Raw genomic sequence first — 16755 nt, 5'->3', positions numbered from 1 at the left:
GGGACTTAGCTCAGCTGGGAGAGCGCCTGCCTTGCACGCAGGAGGTCAGGGGTTCGATCCCCCTAGTCTCCACCAATAAAAAAATAACAACAAAAGGCGGAGTAGCTCAACTGGCTAGAGCGTACGGTTCATACCCGTGAGGTTGGGGGTTCGAGTCCCTCCTCCGCTACCAAAGAGAATATGGATAAAATGGAGGAATACCCAAGTCTGGCTGAAGGGATCGGTCTTGAAAACCGACAGGGCGTGAGAGCGTCGCGGGGGTTCGAATCCCTCTTCCTCCGCCATATTAAATTTAAATATAACATCGCGGGGTGGAGCAGTTGGTAGCTCGTCGGGCTCATAACCCGAAGGTCGCAGGTTCAAGTCCTGTCCCCGCAACCAAAAGGTCCAGTGGTGTAGCGGTTAACATGCCTGCCTGTCACGCAGGAGATCGCGGGTTCGATTCCCGTCTGGACCGCCATTTAAAAAAAGGCTTGGTAGCTCAGTCGGTAGAGCAAAGGACTGAAAATCCTTGTGTCGGCGGTTCGATTCCGTCCCAAGCCACCATTAATTGGAGGATTAGCTCAGCTGGGAGAGCATCTGCCTTACAAGCAGAGGGTCGGCGGTTCGAGCCCGTCATCCTCCACCATAAAAAAGTCCTGCTAGCTCAGTTGGTAGAGCATCTGACTTTTAATCAGAGGGTCAGAGGTTCGAGTCCTCTGCAGGACACCATTTTTAAAAAATAGGCGCGTGCCTTGAAATAAACGAAATGCCTGGGTGGCGGAACTGGTAGACGCACAGGACTTAAAATCCTGCGGGTGGTGACACCCGTGCCGGTTCGATTCCGGCCCTAGGCACCAATTTGGCTTGGTAGCTCAGTCGGTAGAGCAAAGGACTGAAAATCCTTGTGTCGGCGGTTCGATTCCGTCCCAAGCCACCATTAATCACATCGCGGGGTGGAGCAGTTGGTAGCTCGTCGGGCTCATAACCCGAAGGTCGCAGGTTCAAGTCCTGTCCCCGCAACCAAAAGGTCCAGTGGTGTAGCGGTTAACATGCCTGCCTGTCACGCAGGAGATCGCGGGTTCGATTCCCGTCTGGACCGCCATTTGAATAGTACTTAATTCTCCGTATGGAGTTTTTTTAATTTATATTGATATATGTCAGACTAGTAATAAGTACTAGTCTTTTTTTATTTATTGAGTATTCAAAACTTTAGAATATCTAATTCTATAGATAAGTACTCTTATTTTTCTGTGTATTTCTAGCTGGCACTATTTTGTCTCTATTTGCCTATTTTTCGAAAAAGTGTTATGATGAATAATATTGAGTCATGAATAGGAGGAATCATCAAATGAAAAAGCAAGCAGCATTAGAGTTAATCGACTTTTTATATGAAAGTCCGACTGCTTTTCATAGTGTTTTAAAAACAGAATCATATTTAACTGAACATGGTTATGTTGAATTAAAGGAAGCTGATCAATGGGCTTTAGAATCTAAAGGAAAATATTATGTAAAGAAAAATGATTCAGCATTAATTGCTTTTGAAATTGGAACTGGTGATGTCATCGAACATGGAATTCGTATGATTGGTGCCCATACTGATTCACCTGGATTTAGAATTAAAGCAAAATCAGAAATGGTAATTGAAGGATCTTATTTAAAATTAAATACTGAAGGTTATGGTGGACCTCTTTTATATACATGGTTTGATCGTCCTTTAGGGTTAGCTGGTAAGGTAACATTAAAAGGGGAAACACCATTTAAACCTGTTACTAGATTAGTAAATATTAATAAGCCATTATTAATTATTCCAAGTTTAGCTATTCATATGAATCGTTCTGTAAATGAGGGATTTGAGGTTAATAAACAAAAGGATACTTTACCTTTATTAGGATTAGTAAATGAACATTTTGAAAAAGATAACTATTTAGTCAAATTATTAGCTAATGAGTTAGAAGTTGATTATAAAGAGATTATGGGGTTTGAATTAAGCCTATATGAATATGAAAAAGGATGCTTAGTAGGTGTAAATGAAGAGCTTATCTCATGTGGCGGTCTAGATGATATGTGGATGGTTTATGCTGGAGTTAAAGCATTAGTTGAAAGTAATGAAACTGCTGCAACGAAAATGATGATCTGTATGGATAATGAGGAAATTGGAAGCTTAACTGCACAAGGGGCTAACTCAAACTTCATTCCAAATATCATTGAACGAGTAACATTAGCGTTAGGAAAAGACCGTGAGGGAATGCATCGTACTTTAGCAAATTCAGTTATGATTTCAGCTGACTTAGCACATGCGGTTCATCCTAATGTATCTGAAAAACATGATCCGACACATCGTCCAGTATTAGGGAAAGGACCAGTACTTAAAATTGCTGCTTCTGGTTCATATAGTACAGATAGCCATTGTATGGCAATTTTTGAAGGATTATGTCAAACAGCCGAAGTACCATATCAAAAATTCTATAATCGTTCAGATGTACGTGGTGGAACAACAATTGGTCCAGTTACATCATCAATTTTAACGATTCCGGTTATGGATATGGGGGCTCCTTTACTTGGGATGCACTCAATTCGTGAATTAGCTTCAGTTGAAGATCACGATTTTACGGTTAAATTATTTACAACATTCTTTGGATTATAAAAAATACTCGACCTTTTGGTCGAGTATTTTTTTATTTTTTAGAATTTTCAATTTCTTCAGCTAATTGATTTAGGTATTCCCAACGCTCATATTTATGAGCTAATGTTTCTTCAACGACTGATTTTTCTGACATAATTTCTTGTAATTTAACGTAGTCAGTGGCGTATTGAACGAGTTGTTCATCTAATTGTGAGATTTTTTCTTCTAGCTCAGCAATTTCATCATCAATCGTTTCAAATTCTTTTTGCTCAGCAAAGGTAAATTTAATTTTTTTCTCAAGACGTGGCTTTGCTTTTAGTGTTTCTTTAACTTTAACTTCTTCTTGTGCAGCTTCTTGAGCTAAAGCGTTAGCTTCTTGAAAAACAAGGTAATCACTGTAGTTACCTGTATAAATAGTGATGTGCCCGTTTCCTTCATAGGCAAAGATTTTATTACAGATACGATCTAAGAAGTAACGGTCATGAGAAACGGTAATCACAATTCCGTTAAATTCGTCAAGATAGTCTTCTAAGCGGCGTAATGTATCGATGTCTAAGTCATTGGTTGGCTCATCTAGTAGTAAGACGTTTGGTGCATCCATTAAAATACGTAATAAGTATAGACGACGACGTTCTCCCCCTGATAAAGTACCAATTTGAGAATATTGTAGATGTCCGTCGAATAAGAAACGTTCACACATTTGTGAAGCCGTGATACGGGTTCCATCGGCTGTTTCAATATATTCACGTTTCTCTTTAATATAATCGATAGCTCTCATGGTTGGTTTCATTTCTTCACTTTCTTGAGCAAAGCAACCGATCTTAACTGTTTCTCCAATATCAATGGTTCCTGAATCAGGTTTAATTTTTCCGCGAATTAAATTGATTAATGTGGATTTTCCAATTCCATTTGGTCCAACAATTCCGATACGATCCGTTCTTGCTAGTGTGTAGTCAAGATCTTGAATGAGGCAACGGTCTCCATAAGATTTAGAGACGTGGTTAAACTCCATGATTTTACGACCAAGACGCGTGGAAGCAACTGAGATATCAAGATTTTCTTGGGTAGTTGGTTTTTCTTGATTTTTAAGTTCGTCAAATCGTTGCAAACGAGCTTTTTGTTTGGTTGAACGTGCTTGTGCCCCACGACGTACCCAGGCTAATTCTTTTCTTAATAAGTTTTGACGTTTATCTTCCATAGCTGCTTCTAATTGAAGACGTTCCATTTTCTTTTCAAGGAATAATGAATAGTTTCCATCGTAGCTATATAATTTTCCTTTATCTAATTCAATGATACGGTTTGTGACACGATCTAAGAAGTAACGGTCATGGGTAATCATTAAGAGTGACCCTTTACGTCCATTTAAGTAGTCTTCTAATTTAGTGATCGTTTCGTTATCTAAGTGGTTGGTAGGCTCATCTAAGATTAATAATTCACATGGTGTGATAAGAGCTGAAGCAAGAGCGACACGTTTACGTTGTCCCCCTGATAGTTCTTTCACCTTTTGTGAGAAATTCGTGATTCCAAGTTTAGTTAAAACAGATTTGGCCTCGCTTTCTAAATCCCATAAGTTTAAGCGGTCGATTTGATCTTGTAGCTTTAATAAACGTTCATTGATTTCGTCATTATATTCGTTTTGTAAGACATCAAGAATTTCTTGGTAGTCACGTAATAGCTTCATTTCAGGAGAATTTCCTTTGAAGACTTGCTCTAAAACGGTTGCTTCTTCATCAAAGTGTGGGTTTTGTGAGAGGTATTCTATGCGAACACGATTTCCTTTTGTAATTTTTCCTGTTTCAGGTGTTTCAACACCAGCAATAATTTTTAAAAGAGTTGATTTCCCTGTTCCGTTAACTCCGATAATTCCAATTTTTTCTCCTTCACTGATTCCAAATGAAATATCTTTGAGCAATGTTTTAACGGAGTAGCTTTTACTTATATTTTCAATTGTCATTAAATTCAACTTTATCACCACTACATTTCTAAAATTATAGAACTATTATACCGTGTTTTAAATTCAGAGCAAAGAAAAAACCCGATTTATCATGTAATCGGGTTAGAAATGAATTTCTTCTTTATCTGCATAAGGGAGTTCAATATGATAATAGAGCGTGATAAGTCGAATAAACAAAATTAATCCTAAGCATAAATACGAACTTAGCGTTATTCCTAGTATTGGATGAATAAACCAAAAACAGATTGCTCCTATTAAAGAAGCAACAGCATAAACTTCGCGTTTTAAAATGGTAGGAACTCGCTGAGCTAAGACGTCACGAATAACTCCACCACCTACTGCTGTAATGACAGAGACAAATAAGAAAGTCATAAAATTATAATTAGATTCAATGGCCTTCATTCCCGCTGCAATAGTAAATACGGCTAAACCGAGCGCATCTAAAATGATAAATGAATTTCTCCATTTTATTTGTCCACGAAATAAGATGACTAAATAGGTTGCAATTATGATCACTAATAAGTATTGATAGTTGGAAAAAAAGACGGGGATTCCAACATCAGTGACGACATCTCGAATGACACCGCCTCCAATGGCAGTTACAGTTGCTAAAATTAAAATTCCGAATAGGTCCATTTTCTTTTCCATGGCGCAAATGGCTCCGGATGCCGCGAATACAAATAAACCAATATACTCAAAGATTGTAATTAAATCCATCGTTTCATCTCCTTTAATCAATTGAACTCTACAATGTTATGAGTATAGCAATCCTGTTGTTTTATGTCAATTATTCAAATAAAAAATAGTTTACTTTTGAGAACGAAGGTTCTCTTTATGATGTTTGCAGCATTTCGGTGGAACAGGGTCATAGCCCATCTTTCCCCATGGGTGACAACGTAAAATTCGCTTAGCTGCTAGATAACCACCCTTAATAGCACCATGTATTTCGATGGCCTCGATGGCATAATGAGAGCAGGTTGGGATAAAGCGACAGCTTGGAGCCGATTGTACAGAAATATATTTTTGATAAAAACGAATCATTTTAATCATTAGACGTTTCATATGAGAAAATGTCCTTTCTTGTAAATATAAAAATATATTAACAGAAGTGAAAACTTGTTTCAACCTCGTAGGTTTTTGCATAGGATATGTCGTACAAATTATTTTTATTTTATCCCACTAAAGAGATTTTGATGAGGTGATGTAGAGATGTGTGGAATTTTTGGAGTCGTTAATTATCAATTGAATGAGGTGAAGACACCTTATGATATGAGTTGCGTGCAAGCTGTTTTACATCGTGGACCGGATGAAGGTGGAAACTTTTATGATAAACATGTATTTTTAGGACACCGTCGTTTATCAGTCGTTGATATTGAGCAAGGAAAACAACCAATGGCGTTTCATCATTATACAATGGTATACAACGGTGAGCTATATAATACAGAGGAAATTCGTCAAGAGTTATTAGAGGCAGGTTATACATTTAAAGGTCATTCAGATACAGAAGTATTGTTAAAAGCGTATGTGTGTTTTGGAGAAAAAGTAGTTGAAAAATTAAATGGGATTTATGCATTTGCCGTATGGAATAGTAAAGATCAGAGTTTGTATGTCGCGCGCGATCGTGCGGGGGTAAAACCTTTATATTATTGTTTATTACCAGACGGATTAATTTTTGCATCAGAGCAAAAACAGATTTTACAGTATACGCGCAAAAATGAAATAACATTAGAAGGATTTAAAGAACTATTAGGGGTTGGCCCTTCTCATACACCAGGTCATGGATTATATAAAGGGATTGAAGAGTTAAAACCAGGTTATTATATGAAAGTTTCGGCTGGTCATGTTGAATTGACTCAATACTGGGAGCTTGAAGCTAACGAGCATAAAGATGATTTTGAAACAACTGTTGCTAAAACGAGAGAAATTTTATTAGATGCGATTAAGCGTCAATTAGTATCTGATGTTCCATTGTGTACTTTTTTATCAGGAGGTATTGATTCATCTGCGATTACCGCGATTGCGGCAAGTCAAATGAAAAATCTTCATACGTTTTCTATTGATTATGAAGATAATTTAAAATATTTCAAAAAAACAGATTTTACGGTATCCCAAGATAATGATTTTATTAAATTAATCTCCGATTTAAATCATACAAATCATCATTATTGTGTCATTAGTAATCAAGACTTGGCTGATGCTTTGACGGATGCTGTTCATTTTCATGATATGCCGGGAATGGCAGATGTAGATTCGTCACTTTATTGGTTCTGTAAAAAAATTAAAGAGGATTTTACCGTGAGTTTGTCAGGAGAATGTGCAGATGAGATTTTTGGTGGTTATCCTTGGTTTTACCGCGAACCAATGAATGGAATGTTTCCATGGCTTCGAGATTTGGCTATCCGTAATACGTTATTAAAACCAGAGTGGCAAGAAAAATTAGATTTGGTCGGGTATGCGACAGAAAGATTTAATGAATCAGTAGCGATGGCACCTATTTTAGAGGGTGATAGTGACTTAAATAATGAAAAACGCCAGTTAACTTATTTGAATACGAAATGGTTTATGACAACGCTTCTTGACCGAAAAGATCGGATGAGTATGGGAGCGAGTCTTGAGGTTCGTGTCCCATTTGCGGATCATCGTTTGATGGAATACTTATACAATATTCCATGGGAGATGAAATTTTATGATGGAATGGAAAAAGGGTTGTTACGTAAAGCATTAGAGGGGGTGCTTCCTGATGAGGTGTTATATCGTAAAAAAAATCCGTATCCAAAAACACATAACCCTCACTATACTGAATTAATTCAAACATTGTTAAGAGAAGCATTGAGTGATTCTGATTCAATTTTACATGAGATTTTTGATGAGCAAAAATTATGGGCACTTGCGAATACCAATGAAGAAATTATTACGCGTCCATGGTTTGGACAATTAATGACTCAACCTCAATTAATTGCTTATTTATATCAATTTCATGTTTGGTTTAAAGAGTATCATATGTCATTTATTGAATAAGGGAAAAGTCGTTAGCAGTAGTGCTAGCGATTTTTTTTGCTAGAGGGGAGGGGGGGGAGTGAAAGGCAGGAATAAAATTTTTTATTTGAAGCATACTATCAGAAAAGACTAAATTAAGGGGATTAGATTATGCGATGGATTGGTTATTTTTTGTTAGTATTCTTGGGGATTATCATTCTGTTATTATTCATTAGAATTAAAATAGAAATTTTTGTTCAAAATCAATATGGATGGATTGAACTAAGATATTTATGGTTTAAATATCGAGTCAATGTTGAGGATGTCTTAAGTGAGTCGATGAAAGAAGAGGCAAGTCAACAAATTCATGAAGTTAAAAAGGTAGCAGAAGAGAAAGCTACAAAGACTGAAGTAAAGGAAGCCGTTAAAGTTAAGGTGAAATCTAAAGTGCTAACGGTTGAACAACCTGAAACAAAAGGACGAAAGGTTGAAAAAGTGACCGTTAAGAAAAAAGAAAAGGTTAAAGAGAAGACGGTGAAGCAGAAATTAGATTTCAAGGAGATTAAGCAAATGATTCACCGAGGAAAGGTGATTTTAAAAGAGGCGAGAACCGTTCTTATCCGGCTAACCACAAAAATTAGAATTCAGAAATTAGACTCGGTTGTTGAGTTTAGTTTAGATGACGCGATGACAACCGGATGTCTACTTGGAGTGATTTGGGGCGTTCAAGCAAATATTTATCGGTTTATTGAGCGTTATGTGAAAAAAATTGATTCGTATCACTTTGATGTGACAAGCAAGTTTAGTGGAAATTCGATTTTCCTAAATCTCTCATGTATACTCTCGTTTCGAATCGTTGATATTATAATTGTTCTTTTATTATCTTTTAAAGAATTGTTAACGATTAAACAAATGCTTAAGTTAGAGGAGGAATGATATCATGGCTGAACATCCAATTCATAATTTGATGAAAATCTCCATGGAAAATATTAAACAGATGGTGGACGTTGATACGATTGTTGGGAATCCAGTGAAAACTGAAAATGGAGAAACTATTATTCCAGTTTCAAAAGTGAGTTTTGGATTTGCAGCGGGTGGTAGTGAATTTGAAGCGGAACGTAAAACATCATCTAATGATCAACCCCCATTTGGAGGTGGAAGTGGAGGTGGAGTTTCCATTACACCAATTGCTTTCTTAGTCGTAAATCAATCAGGTGTCGAATTAAAGCATATTGAGGAACGTACCTCTTTATATGAACGATTATTAGATCAAGCACCTAAAGTCATTAATAGTATCATGAATGAATTTGATAAATCAGGAATTAAATCATCTCAAGGAATGGAAGGAAAAAATGAGTAAAACAGCCGTTTTACTCATTTTTTTGCTCTGTTAGACAAACGTGTTGAAATTCAATTAGTCATGATACGGTAAAGTGACAATAGATTAAATTAGAAAAATCGTTGTTAATAAGAATGTCTTTACCACCCAAAATATCTAATGCAACTTTTTTAAAAAAAACATCTAGATGAATTAAGAGTATGGGCTGCCGAAGAAACTCATTGAGGTTTAAGTTTAAGCGCTTTTTCACAAACTCCAAAATAAGATAAACGTTATAACATTTTTTGGAGTAAAACAGTGACATTGGCTTTAAGTTGTAGTAAAATCAATGTGTATATCATGAAGAGGTGATTTTTAGTGCTTAGACCTGAAGTAATTGAACAACTATTTGATCTCGTAGATGAAACCTCGATGATCATTAGCTCAGAGCTTAAGATGAGTTATTTACATGCGATGTGTGAATCTTGTCAAAATATCATGTCGCAAGAGATTAACCAATCAATAAATGAAGAGTCAAAGAAAGCTTTGCAAACACATTATGCAACATTAGAGGGGTTAGAGTTTACGCAAGAGGAAATTAGAAAAGCGCTTCAATTAGCGATTTTGAAAGGACTAAAATCAGAACGTTTAACCAATGCGATTATGACACCAGATTCAATAGCTCTTATTTTGGGGTATTTAATCTCTAAGTTTGTTAAAAACTTTAATGAAGTTCGTCTAGGTGATTTAACAGTAGGAACTGGAAATTTATTAACGGCTGTTTTAAATCATTTAGGGACTGAACCACAGGAGATTTATGGAGTCGAAGTCAATAATGATTTATTAAAAATTGCATGTACACTTTCTGATATGCAAGAATATGCGGTTCAGTTTTATCAACAAAGCTCGTTAAAACCATTATTTATCGATCCGCTCGATTTAATTATAGGAGATTTACCTGAGGGAGACTTATCACAGGAAGAAATGAATGAATTAGGATTAACGTTAGCTGCTCAAGGGATCAACTATCTACCGTATTTATTAATTGAGAACCATTTAAATTATTTAAAACCAGGTGGGTATGCCTTTTACGTCATTCCAAATGATTTATTTAGTCAACCTCAGTCACATGCGTTTCATCAGTTACTGACATCAAAAGCAAATATTCAAGCTTTATTACAGTTACCGACAACTCTATTTAAACAAGATGAGCTTGGAAAAAGCTTATTTATTGTACAAAAAAATGGGGAACAGGTTAAACCAGTTAATGAAGTGTTAATTGCACAATTACCAAACTTCAATGATCCGCATCAATTTAATAAGATGCTAACTCGTATTGAAAATTGGATTAAACTTAACAAATAAAATGGAGGGTATGGTCATGACTAAAATTTTATCAGTCAATGCAGGAAGTTCATCATTAAAATTTCAATTATTAGAGATGCCAGCTCAAACAGTAATCACTAAAGGGTTAGTTGAGCGTATCGGATTTGAAGACGGAGTTTTCAATATCAAATTTGAAGATCAAAAAATTGAAAAAGTATTACCAATTAAAGATCATAGTGTAGCGGTTCAATTATTAGTAGAAGCTTTATTAGATTTAAAAATCGTTTCTAGCTACGATGAAATTAGTGGAGTTGGACACCGTGTGGTTCATGGTGGAGAGAAATTCGATCGCTCAGTAGTTGTGACACCAGAAGTGTTAGCAGAAATTGAAGCTTTATCAGAGTTAGCGCCACTTCATAACCCTGCAAATGCTTTAGGAATTAAAGCATTCATGAAAGAATTACCACATGCAGTTTCTGTAGCGGTATTCGATACAGCATTCCATCAAACAATGAAAAAAGATGCTTACTTATATCCAGTAAAATACGACTGGTATACAAAATATGGGGTACGTAAATATGGATTCCACGGAACTTCTCACCAATATGTAGCAGAGCGTTGTGCTGAGTTATTAGAAAAACCATTAGCCGATACTAAATTTATCACAATTCATATTGGTAACGGTGGTTCTCTATCAGCAGTTAAAGGTGGACACTCAGTTGATACAACAATGGGATTCACTCCATTAGCAGGAATTATGATGGGAACTCGTTCAGGTGATATCGATCCAGCTGTTTTACCATTTGTTATGGAAAAAGAAAATTTAACAATTGATCAAGCGGTTAATGCGTTAAATAAAGAGTCAGGGTTATATGGAGTATCTGGGGTTTCTTCAGATATGCGTGATATCTTAAAATTAGTAGCAGAAGGTGATGAGCGCGGAACAATTGCGTTTAATTTATATATTAAACGTATCTGCGATTACATCGGATCTTACTTCTTATACTTAGACGGTGTAGATGCTATTGTGTTCACTGCAGGTATTGGAGAAAATTCTATTCCAGTTCGTAAAGCAGTTGTTGAGCGTTTAGGTGCTTTAGGAATTCAATTAGATGAGCAAGCAAATAACGTAATGGGAGAAGAAGCGTTAATTTCAACGGCTGATTCAAAAATCAAAGTGTTTGCGATTCCAACAAATGAAGAGTTAATGATCGCAAAAGATACTTACGCATTTGTTAAGTAATTCATATAAATAACAAAAAGCGAGATTCTATAAAGAATCTCGCTTTTTTTGATAGCTAAGGGATTAAAACGTCAATTTATGTTTAGTTATGTTATAATTTAATCATGATAAACGGGTTAGAGGTGAAATTATGTTAAATGAAATTTGGAGCGAAATCGTCGCTTTTGATAAGATTATTATTCATCGTCACGTTAGTCCGGATCCAGATGCATTAGGATCTCAGTTAGGATTAGCGGCTTTGATTCATGAGAATTATCCAGAGAAATTTGTTAAAACTGTCGGTTTTACTGAGCCATCACTTGCATGGATGGGAGTTATGGATGAGGTGACGGATGAAGAGTATGAGGGGGCATTAGTTTTTGTAATGGATACTGCCAATTCAGCTCGTATTGATGATGGACGTTTTAAGTTAGGTGCGAAACTTATCAAGCTAGATCATCATCCAGTAGTTGAAGACTATGCCGATCTTAATTATGTAAATACGGATGCAACAGCGACATCAGAAATTGTTGTCAGTTTATTTTTAGCTAATAAAGAACAATATGATTTGAAAATGTCCTTAGAAGCTGCACAACATTTGTATACGGGAATTATTGCAGATAGTGGACGTTTCTTATATGACAATACGACAACAGCCACTTTAGGAGCAGCAAGCTTTTTATATGATTGTGGAATTGATCGTAATAAAATTCATGAATTATTATATCGCCGTCCATTAAATATTGTTCAGGCTCAAGGAGTTGTTTTAAGTCAATTTGAAGTGAGTGAAGCAGGTGTTGCTTATTTTAAGATGTCAAAGGATGTTCAAGATTCTTATGGATTAACGACTGGAACACGTTCGGCATTAGTAAATACATTAGCTAATATCGAAGGGATTCGAGTATGGGTATGCTTTTTTGAAAATGAAGATGGGCGTATTCGTGCCAATATTCGATCAAACGGGCCGATTATTAATGAGGTAGCCGCTCGATTTGAAGGTGGAGGTCATCCTAAAGCATCGGGTGCGATAGTCAAAACATGGGATGATTGTCAAGCATTATTGGATGAACTAGAACAAGTGTGTCATACTTATGTTGAAGAATTAAATTAACGTTTTGGTGTATAAAATCTTATGATTTTGGAAAGACTATTGACAATTGCCAATGGTCTTTTTCTATGTTAAAATCGATGCGAACAAATGTTTTTATTTTGAAGAAATGGTAGGGGTTCGAATGGGATTTACACATTTACAGGTACGGTCAGCCTATTCTTTATTAAATAGTTCTATCAAATTAGCTGATTATGTGAGTTTAGCCACTTCAAATCAATTAAAGTCATTGGCTTTAGTCGAAGAAGGGTCGATGCATAGTGCGATAAAGTTTTATATTGCATGTCAAAAAGCAGGGATTAAACCGATTATTGGGATGAGCTTGAAGATTAGAGGTGAAGGTTTTGAAGATGAGTGGACGTTATTAGCTAAAAATAGTAAAGGTTATGAAACTTTATTAAAGTTAGCTTCTTTGACAGCACTAGAAGATGGGGGAGTTGATGTTGAAGAGGTAATCGCACAATCATCAAACTTGATCGTTATTACGAGTGGCGAACGTGGTGTTTTAGTTTCTGCTATTAAGCAGCATCAAGAAGAATGTTTAAATAGATATTATCATCAGTATTTAAAGCGCCTTGAACATCTCTATATTGGACTTTTACGTGTTAATCATCTGACGTATGAAGTCTCTCGCCATCTGATTCATTGGTCTGAAAGGGTTGGACTAAAGACAGTGGCCTTAAACGATGTACGTTATATTAGGAAAGAAGATGCAAAAACTTTAACGTTTTTGAGAGCCATTAAAGAGAATCAATCGATTGGTCAAACTGACATTCAAGATGTAGAGCGATATTTTAAAACGGAAGAGGAGATGCGTGCTTTATTTGCTGATTGTCCGCAGGCCATTGATATGACAGAGGAGATTGTTGCTAGCTGTACAGTAAAGATTCCGTTACATCAGCAATTGTTACCGAAGTTTCCTACGCCTGAGGGAGCCTCTTCTGATAGTTATTTAGAGGCGTTATGTTATAAAGGGTTGATGAAACGTTATGGTGATAACCTGTCACCTGTTCATAAAAATCGTTTGAGTTATGAGCTGTCTATCATTAAGGAAATGGGATTTGCTGATTATTTCTTGATTGTTTGGGATTTTATTAAGTATGCGAAGATGAATCAAATTTTTGTTGGCCCGGGTAGGGGGTCTGCTGCTGGATCGATTGTGTCTTACGTTTTAGGAATTACTAATGTCGATCCAATTAAATATAATCTTTTATTTGAACGATTTTTAAATCCTGAACGTATATCCATGCCAGATATTGACATAGATTTTCAAGATAATCGACGTGATGAAGTGATTCAATATGTACAGACTAAGTATGGTTCTAGATGTGTTGTTCAGATTGCGACATTTGGAACATTTCAATCACGTTCCGCTTGGCGTGATTTAGCGCGTATTCATGATGTTGAGACTCAGTTAATTAATAAAGTAGCGGGATATATTTATTCTGGCGTTACATTAAAGGATATTTATGAACAAAGTCGTGAGTTACGAGAGTTCTTTTCAAGTTATCCCAAGCTAGAAGTGATTTATCAAGAAGCAATGAAAATTGAGGGGTTACCTCGTCATACTTCAATTCACGCTGCAGGGGTCATTATTAGTGATCATGATTTAACGGATTATACAGCGATTATGGAAGGACCGACGGGAGTTTACGTGTCACAATATGAAGCGGAGGATTTAGAAGCGATCGGTTTATTAAAGATGGATTTTTTAGGACTTAAAAATTTAAACATGCTTCAACAAATCATTACATTGATTAAGAAGAAGTCTGATCCAACGTTTGATTTAACGACTATTGATTTTAATGATGCGAAGACTTACGAGATGATTGCGAAGGGTCAGACAACTGGGGTGTTCCAACTAGAGTCTGAAGGAATGCGTCAAGTTTTAAAGAAAGTTTGTCCAACGTCTTTAGAAGATATTGTGGCATGTAATGCTTTATTTAGACCGGGACCCATGGAGAGTATTCCTCTTTTTGCAGCCCGTAAACATCATGAACAGCCAGTAGATTATTATCACCCGAGTTTACAGGGTATCTTACATAACACTTATGGAATCATTGTTTATCAAGAACAGATTATGCAAATTGCCAATGTCGTTTCTGGCTATACATTAGGAGAAGCTGATGTTTTACGACGCGCAGTTTCGAAAAAGAAAAAGGATGTATTAGAGGAAGAAGAGCGAAAGTTTGTGGCTAAAGCAGTCGAACGAGGTTATCCAATTGAAATTGCCAGTCAACTATATGCTCTTATTTTAAAGTTTGCGAATTATGGATTTAATCGTAGTCATGCCGTAGCATATAGTATGATTGCTTATCAAATGGCATACTTAAAAGCACATTATCCCGCTTATTTTATGAGTGTTGCTTTAACGAATGTCATTGGAAGTGAGCGTCATACTTCACAGTATATTCGTGAAGCTAAGCAATTAAACTTATCTATCTTACCTCCTTCTGTGAATAAGAGTGGTTTGAGTTATCAGATTGAAGAAAATCAAATTCGATTTAGCTTGTTACCGATTAAGCATATTGGTTTGAATTTAGCGCGTCAATTAATTGAGGAACGTGAAGCGGGATTGTTTAAATCGGTATATGACTTTGTTGTTAGGACAAGACGATTTATGAATCAGCGAGCATATGAAGGATTAATTGATGTTGGAGCATTAGATGAGTTTGGATATAATAGAACAACACTACATCATAATTTAGGAGCTATCTTAGATTTTTCAAAGTATGATGGTGGGTTATTCGAGACTGATTTTGAAATTCAAGTTTTACACAAGGATTTATCAAAGCTAGAAATGATGAAGCGTGAGAAAGAATTATTAGGATTTTACTTAAATTCTCATCCGATTCATATGCTAGCAAAAGCTGCCCAGGAAAATGGCTGGTATTATCCAAGTGACATTATGAATATTAATCTATCACAAGCTACTTTTATCGGATTTGTAGAAAAATTTAGAGAAATTAGAGATAAAAAAGGAAAGTTGATGGCATTTATGGATATTACTGATGAACACATGTCATTAACTGTAACGGTTTTCTCAGATGTCTATACAAGTGAGTATAAAAGTCTTTTAGGAAAAGTGATAGCGGTTAACGGAAGAATTAATATGCGAAATAATGAAAAAAATCTCAATCTTAGCAAAATAATAGCGGTTTCATGACGAAAACCGATAGGAAAAAGATTTATAAATATTGAAATTATTGATATAATATGTGAGGAATAATCTTCATTAAATGGATGATGATCAAAATTCTAGTGTGAGGTGAACACTATGGTAAAAAGAATTGGTGTGCTTACTAGTGGTGGAGATGCACCTGGTATGAACGCAGCCATTCGTGCCGTTGTAAGAGCAGGTATTGCTAACAATATTGAAGTATTCGGTATTTACAATGGATATGCTGGTTTAGTTAAAGGCGATATTAAACCATTAACTAATAGTGATGTTGGTGGCATCATTAACCGCGGAGGTACATTCTTAGGTTCAGCACGTCTTCCTGAGTTCAAAAACATTGAAGTTCGTGAACTTGGTGTAGAGCAACTGAAAAAACATGGAATTGAAGCATTAGTTGTTATCGGTGGCGACGGTTCTTATATGGGAGCTAAAAAATTAACTGAGATGGGAATCAACTGTATCGCATTACCAGGTACAATTGATAACGACATCGTAAGTAGTGACTTTACAATTGGATTCGATACTGCTTTAAATACAGTTGTCGATGCAATTGATCGTTTACGTGATACATCAGCATCACATGCTCGTTGTAGTGTTGTTGAAATCATGGGACGTCACTGTGGTGACTTAACTGTTTGGGGAGCTATTGCTAGCGGTGCCGAAGAGTTAATCGTTCCTGAAAAAGGAATCAATATGGATGAAATTGTTGCTCAGATTGAAGAAGGTAAGAAACGTCAAAAGAAACATTTCATCGTTACTTTAGCTGAATTAATGACAGATGCTCATGAATTAGCTAAAGAAATCGAAAAACGCACTGGTGTTGAAACTCGTGCAACTGTTTTAGGACACACTCAACGTGGTGGTGCTCCAACAGCAGCTGACCGTGTTTTAGCAGGTCGTATGGGTGCTTATGCCGTAGATTTATTAATCGAAGGTCAAGGTGGACGTTGTGTGGGAATTCGTGATAACAAATTAACACATTACGATATTTTAGAAGCACTTGATTTACCACGTGTATTCGATGAAACATTATATAACTTAGCTAAACAATTATCTTAATTTGAATGA

At 36.1% G+C, this 16755-nt stretch carries 12 protein-coding genes and 12 tRNA genes (1 of these 24 cut by a window edge); 21 read left to right on the top strand and 3 right to left on the bottom strand.

Annotated elements, in window-relative coordinates:
* The 13 genes from AT726_RS02890 to AT726_RS02830 all read left to right on the top strand — a co-directional run.
* Positions 1-75 (top strand) — tRNA-Ala (locus AT726_RS02890); it begins 1 nt to the left of the window's first position.
* 20 nt (positions 76-95) lie between these two features.
* Positions 96-172: transfer RNA gene (locus AT726_RS02885), tRNA-Met, on the top strand.
* A 19-nt stretch (positions 173-191) separates the two neighbouring features.
* Positions 192-284, top strand: a tRNA-Ser gene (locus tag AT726_RS02880).
* Positions 285-305: 21 nt separating this feature from the next.
* Positions 306-381, top strand: a tRNA-Met gene (locus tag AT726_RS02875).
* 3 nt (positions 382-384) lie between these two features.
* Positions 385-460, top strand: a tRNA-Asp gene (locus tag AT726_RS02870).
* A gap of 10 nt (positions 461-470) precedes the next feature.
* Positions 471-546 (top strand) — tRNA-Phe (locus AT726_RS02865).
* Between the two features lie 6 nt (positions 547-552).
* Positions 553-628: transfer RNA gene (locus AT726_RS02860), tRNA-Val, on the top strand.
* Positions 629-635: 7 nt separating this feature from the next.
* A tRNA-Lys gene (locus AT726_RS02855) sits at positions 636-711 on the top strand.
* Between the two features lie 39 nt (positions 712-750).
* Positions 751-839: transfer RNA gene (locus AT726_RS02850), tRNA-Leu, on the top strand.
* 4 nt (positions 840-843) lie between these two features.
* A tRNA-Phe gene (locus AT726_RS02845) sits at positions 844-919 on the top strand.
* A 10-nt stretch (positions 920-929) separates the two neighbouring features.
* Positions 930-1005: transfer RNA gene (locus tag AT726_RS02840), tRNA-Met, on the top strand.
* Positions 1006-1008: 3 nt separating this feature from the next.
* Positions 1009-1084: transfer RNA gene (locus AT726_RS02835), tRNA-Asp, on the top strand.
* Between the two features lie 246 nt (positions 1085-1330).
* Complete coding sequence (locus tag AT726_RS02830; RefSeq protein ID WP_055276471.1) at positions 1331-2626, top strand: M18 family aminopeptidase; 1296 nt, start codon at positions 1331-1333, stop codon at positions 2624-2626.
* Between the two features lie 31 nt (positions 2627-2657).
* On the opposite strand, the gene AT726_RS02825 is transcribed toward AT726_RS02830, so the two are convergent.
* The 3 genes from AT726_RS02825 to yidD all read right to left on the bottom strand — a co-directional run bounded on the left by AT726_RS02825 (position 2658) and on the right by yidD (position 5609).
* Entirely contained in the window at positions 2658-4577 is a 1920-nt protein-coding gene (locus AT726_RS02825) for an ABC-F family ATP-binding cassette domain-containing protein (protein ID WP_237297182.1), read from the bottom strand.
* An 84-nt stretch (positions 4578-4661) separates the two neighbouring features.
* Positions 4662-5276: a trimeric intracellular cation channel family protein gene (locus tag AT726_RS02820; protein WP_055276468.1), complete on the bottom strand. Its 615-nt coding sequence runs from the start codon at positions 5274-5276 to the stop codon at positions 4662-4664.
* Between the two features lie 90 nt (positions 5277-5366).
* Positions 5367-5609, bottom strand: coding sequence for a membrane protein insertion efficiency factor YidD (gene yidD, locus AT726_RS02815; protein ID WP_237297180.1), 243 nt, complete (start codon positions 5607-5609; stop codon positions 5367-5369).
* 159 nt (positions 5610-5768) lie between these two features.
* On the opposite strand from yidD, the gene asnB reads away from it, so the two are divergent.
* The 8 genes from asnB to pfkA all read left to right on the top strand — a co-directional run bounded on the left by asnB (position 5769) and on the right by pfkA (position 16746).
* Positions 5769-7577: an asparagine synthase (glutamine-hydrolyzing) gene (gene asnB / locus AT726_RS02810; protein ID WP_068758964.1), complete on the top strand. Its 1809-nt coding sequence runs from the start codon at positions 5769-5771 to the stop codon at positions 7575-7577.
* A 129-nt stretch (positions 7578-7706) separates the two neighbouring features.
* A complete protein-coding gene (locus tag AT726_RS02805; protein ID WP_068758963.1) occupies positions 7707-8471 on the top strand; it encodes a DUF2953 domain-containing protein in 765 nt (254 codons plus the stop codon).
* A 4-nt stretch (positions 8472-8475) separates the two neighbouring features.
* Positions 8476-8895, top strand: coding sequence for a GerW family sporulation protein (gene ytfJ, locus AT726_RS02800; RefSeq protein WP_055243870.1), 420 nt, complete (start codon positions 8476-8478; stop codon positions 8893-8895).
* Between the two features lie 336 nt (positions 8896-9231).
* Positions 9232-10218, top strand: a complete 987-nt coding sequence (locus AT726_RS02795; RefSeq protein WP_068758962.1) for a class I SAM-dependent methyltransferase — start codon at positions 9232-9234, stop codon at positions 10216-10218.
* Between the two features lie 16 nt (positions 10219-10234).
* Complete coding sequence (locus AT726_RS02790; protein WP_068759755.1) at positions 10235-11422, top strand: acetate/propionate family kinase; 1188 nt, start codon at positions 10235-10237, stop codon at positions 11420-11422.
* Positions 11423-11552: 130 nt separating this feature from the next.
* Entirely contained in the window at positions 11553-12512 is a 960-nt protein-coding gene (locus AT726_RS02785) for a DHH family phosphoesterase (protein ID WP_068758961.1), read from the top strand.
* 52 nt (positions 12513-12564) lie between these two features.
* The gene (gene dnaE / locus AT726_RS02780; RefSeq protein WP_237297178.1) at positions 12565-15675 is read left to right on the top strand and encodes a DNA polymerase III subunit alpha; all 3111 of its coding nucleotides are present in this window, start codon (positions 12565-12567) and stop codon (positions 15673-15675) included.
* A 111-nt stretch (positions 15676-15786) separates the two neighbouring features.
* Positions 15787-16746, top strand: coding sequence for a 6-phosphofructokinase (gene pfkA / locus AT726_RS02775; RefSeq protein WP_055243861.1), 960 nt, complete (start codon positions 15787-15789; stop codon positions 16744-16746).
* Positions 16747-16755 lie beyond the last annotated feature (9 nt).

This window comes from Turicibacter sp. H121, from assembly GCF_001543345.1.
In the GTDB taxonomy this organism is placed as follows: domain Bacteria; phylum Bacillota_I; class Bacilli_A; order MOL361; family Turicibacteraceae; genus Turicibacter; species Turicibacter bilis.
Note: the sequence above shows the minus strand (reverse complement) of the source record. Positions and strands in the feature narration are given on the sequence as shown.

Coding starts and splice junctions, on each gene's coding strand:
- AT726_RS02830 (WP_055276471.1), top strand. CDS start 1,331: ATGAAAAAGCAAGCAGCATTAGAGTTAATCGACTTTTTATATGAAAGT.
- AT726_RS02820 (WP_055276468.1), bottom strand. CDS start 5,276: ATGGATTTAATTACAATCTTTGAGTATATTGGTTTATTTGTATTCGCG.
- yidD (WP_237297180.1), bottom strand. CDS start 5,609: ATGATTAAAATGATTCGTTTTTATCAAAAATATATTTCTGTACAATCG.
- asnB (WP_068758964.1), top strand. CDS start 5,769: ATGTGTGGAATTTTTGGAGTCGTTAATTATCAATTGAATGAGGTGAAG.
- AT726_RS02805 (WP_068758963.1), top strand. CDS start 7,707: ATGCGATGGATTGGTTATTTTTTGTTAGTATTCTTGGGGATTATCATT.
- ytfJ (WP_055243870.1), top strand. CDS start 8,476: ATGGCTGAACATCCAATTCATAATTTGATGAAAATCTCCATGGAAAAT.
- AT726_RS02790 (WP_068759755.1), top strand. CDS start 10,235: ATGACTAAAATTTTATCAGTCAATGCAGGAAGTTCATCATTAAAATTT.
- AT726_RS02785 (WP_068758961.1), top strand. CDS start 11,553: ATGTTAAATGAAATTTGGAGCGAAATCGTCGCTTTTGATAAGATTATT.
- dnaE (WP_237297178.1), top strand. CDS start 12,565: ATGGTCTTTTTCTATGTTAAAATCGATGCGAACAAATGTTTTTATTTT.
- pfkA (WP_055243861.1), top strand. CDS start 15,787: ATGGTAAAAAGAATTGGTGTGCTTACTAGTGGTGGAGATGCACCTGGT.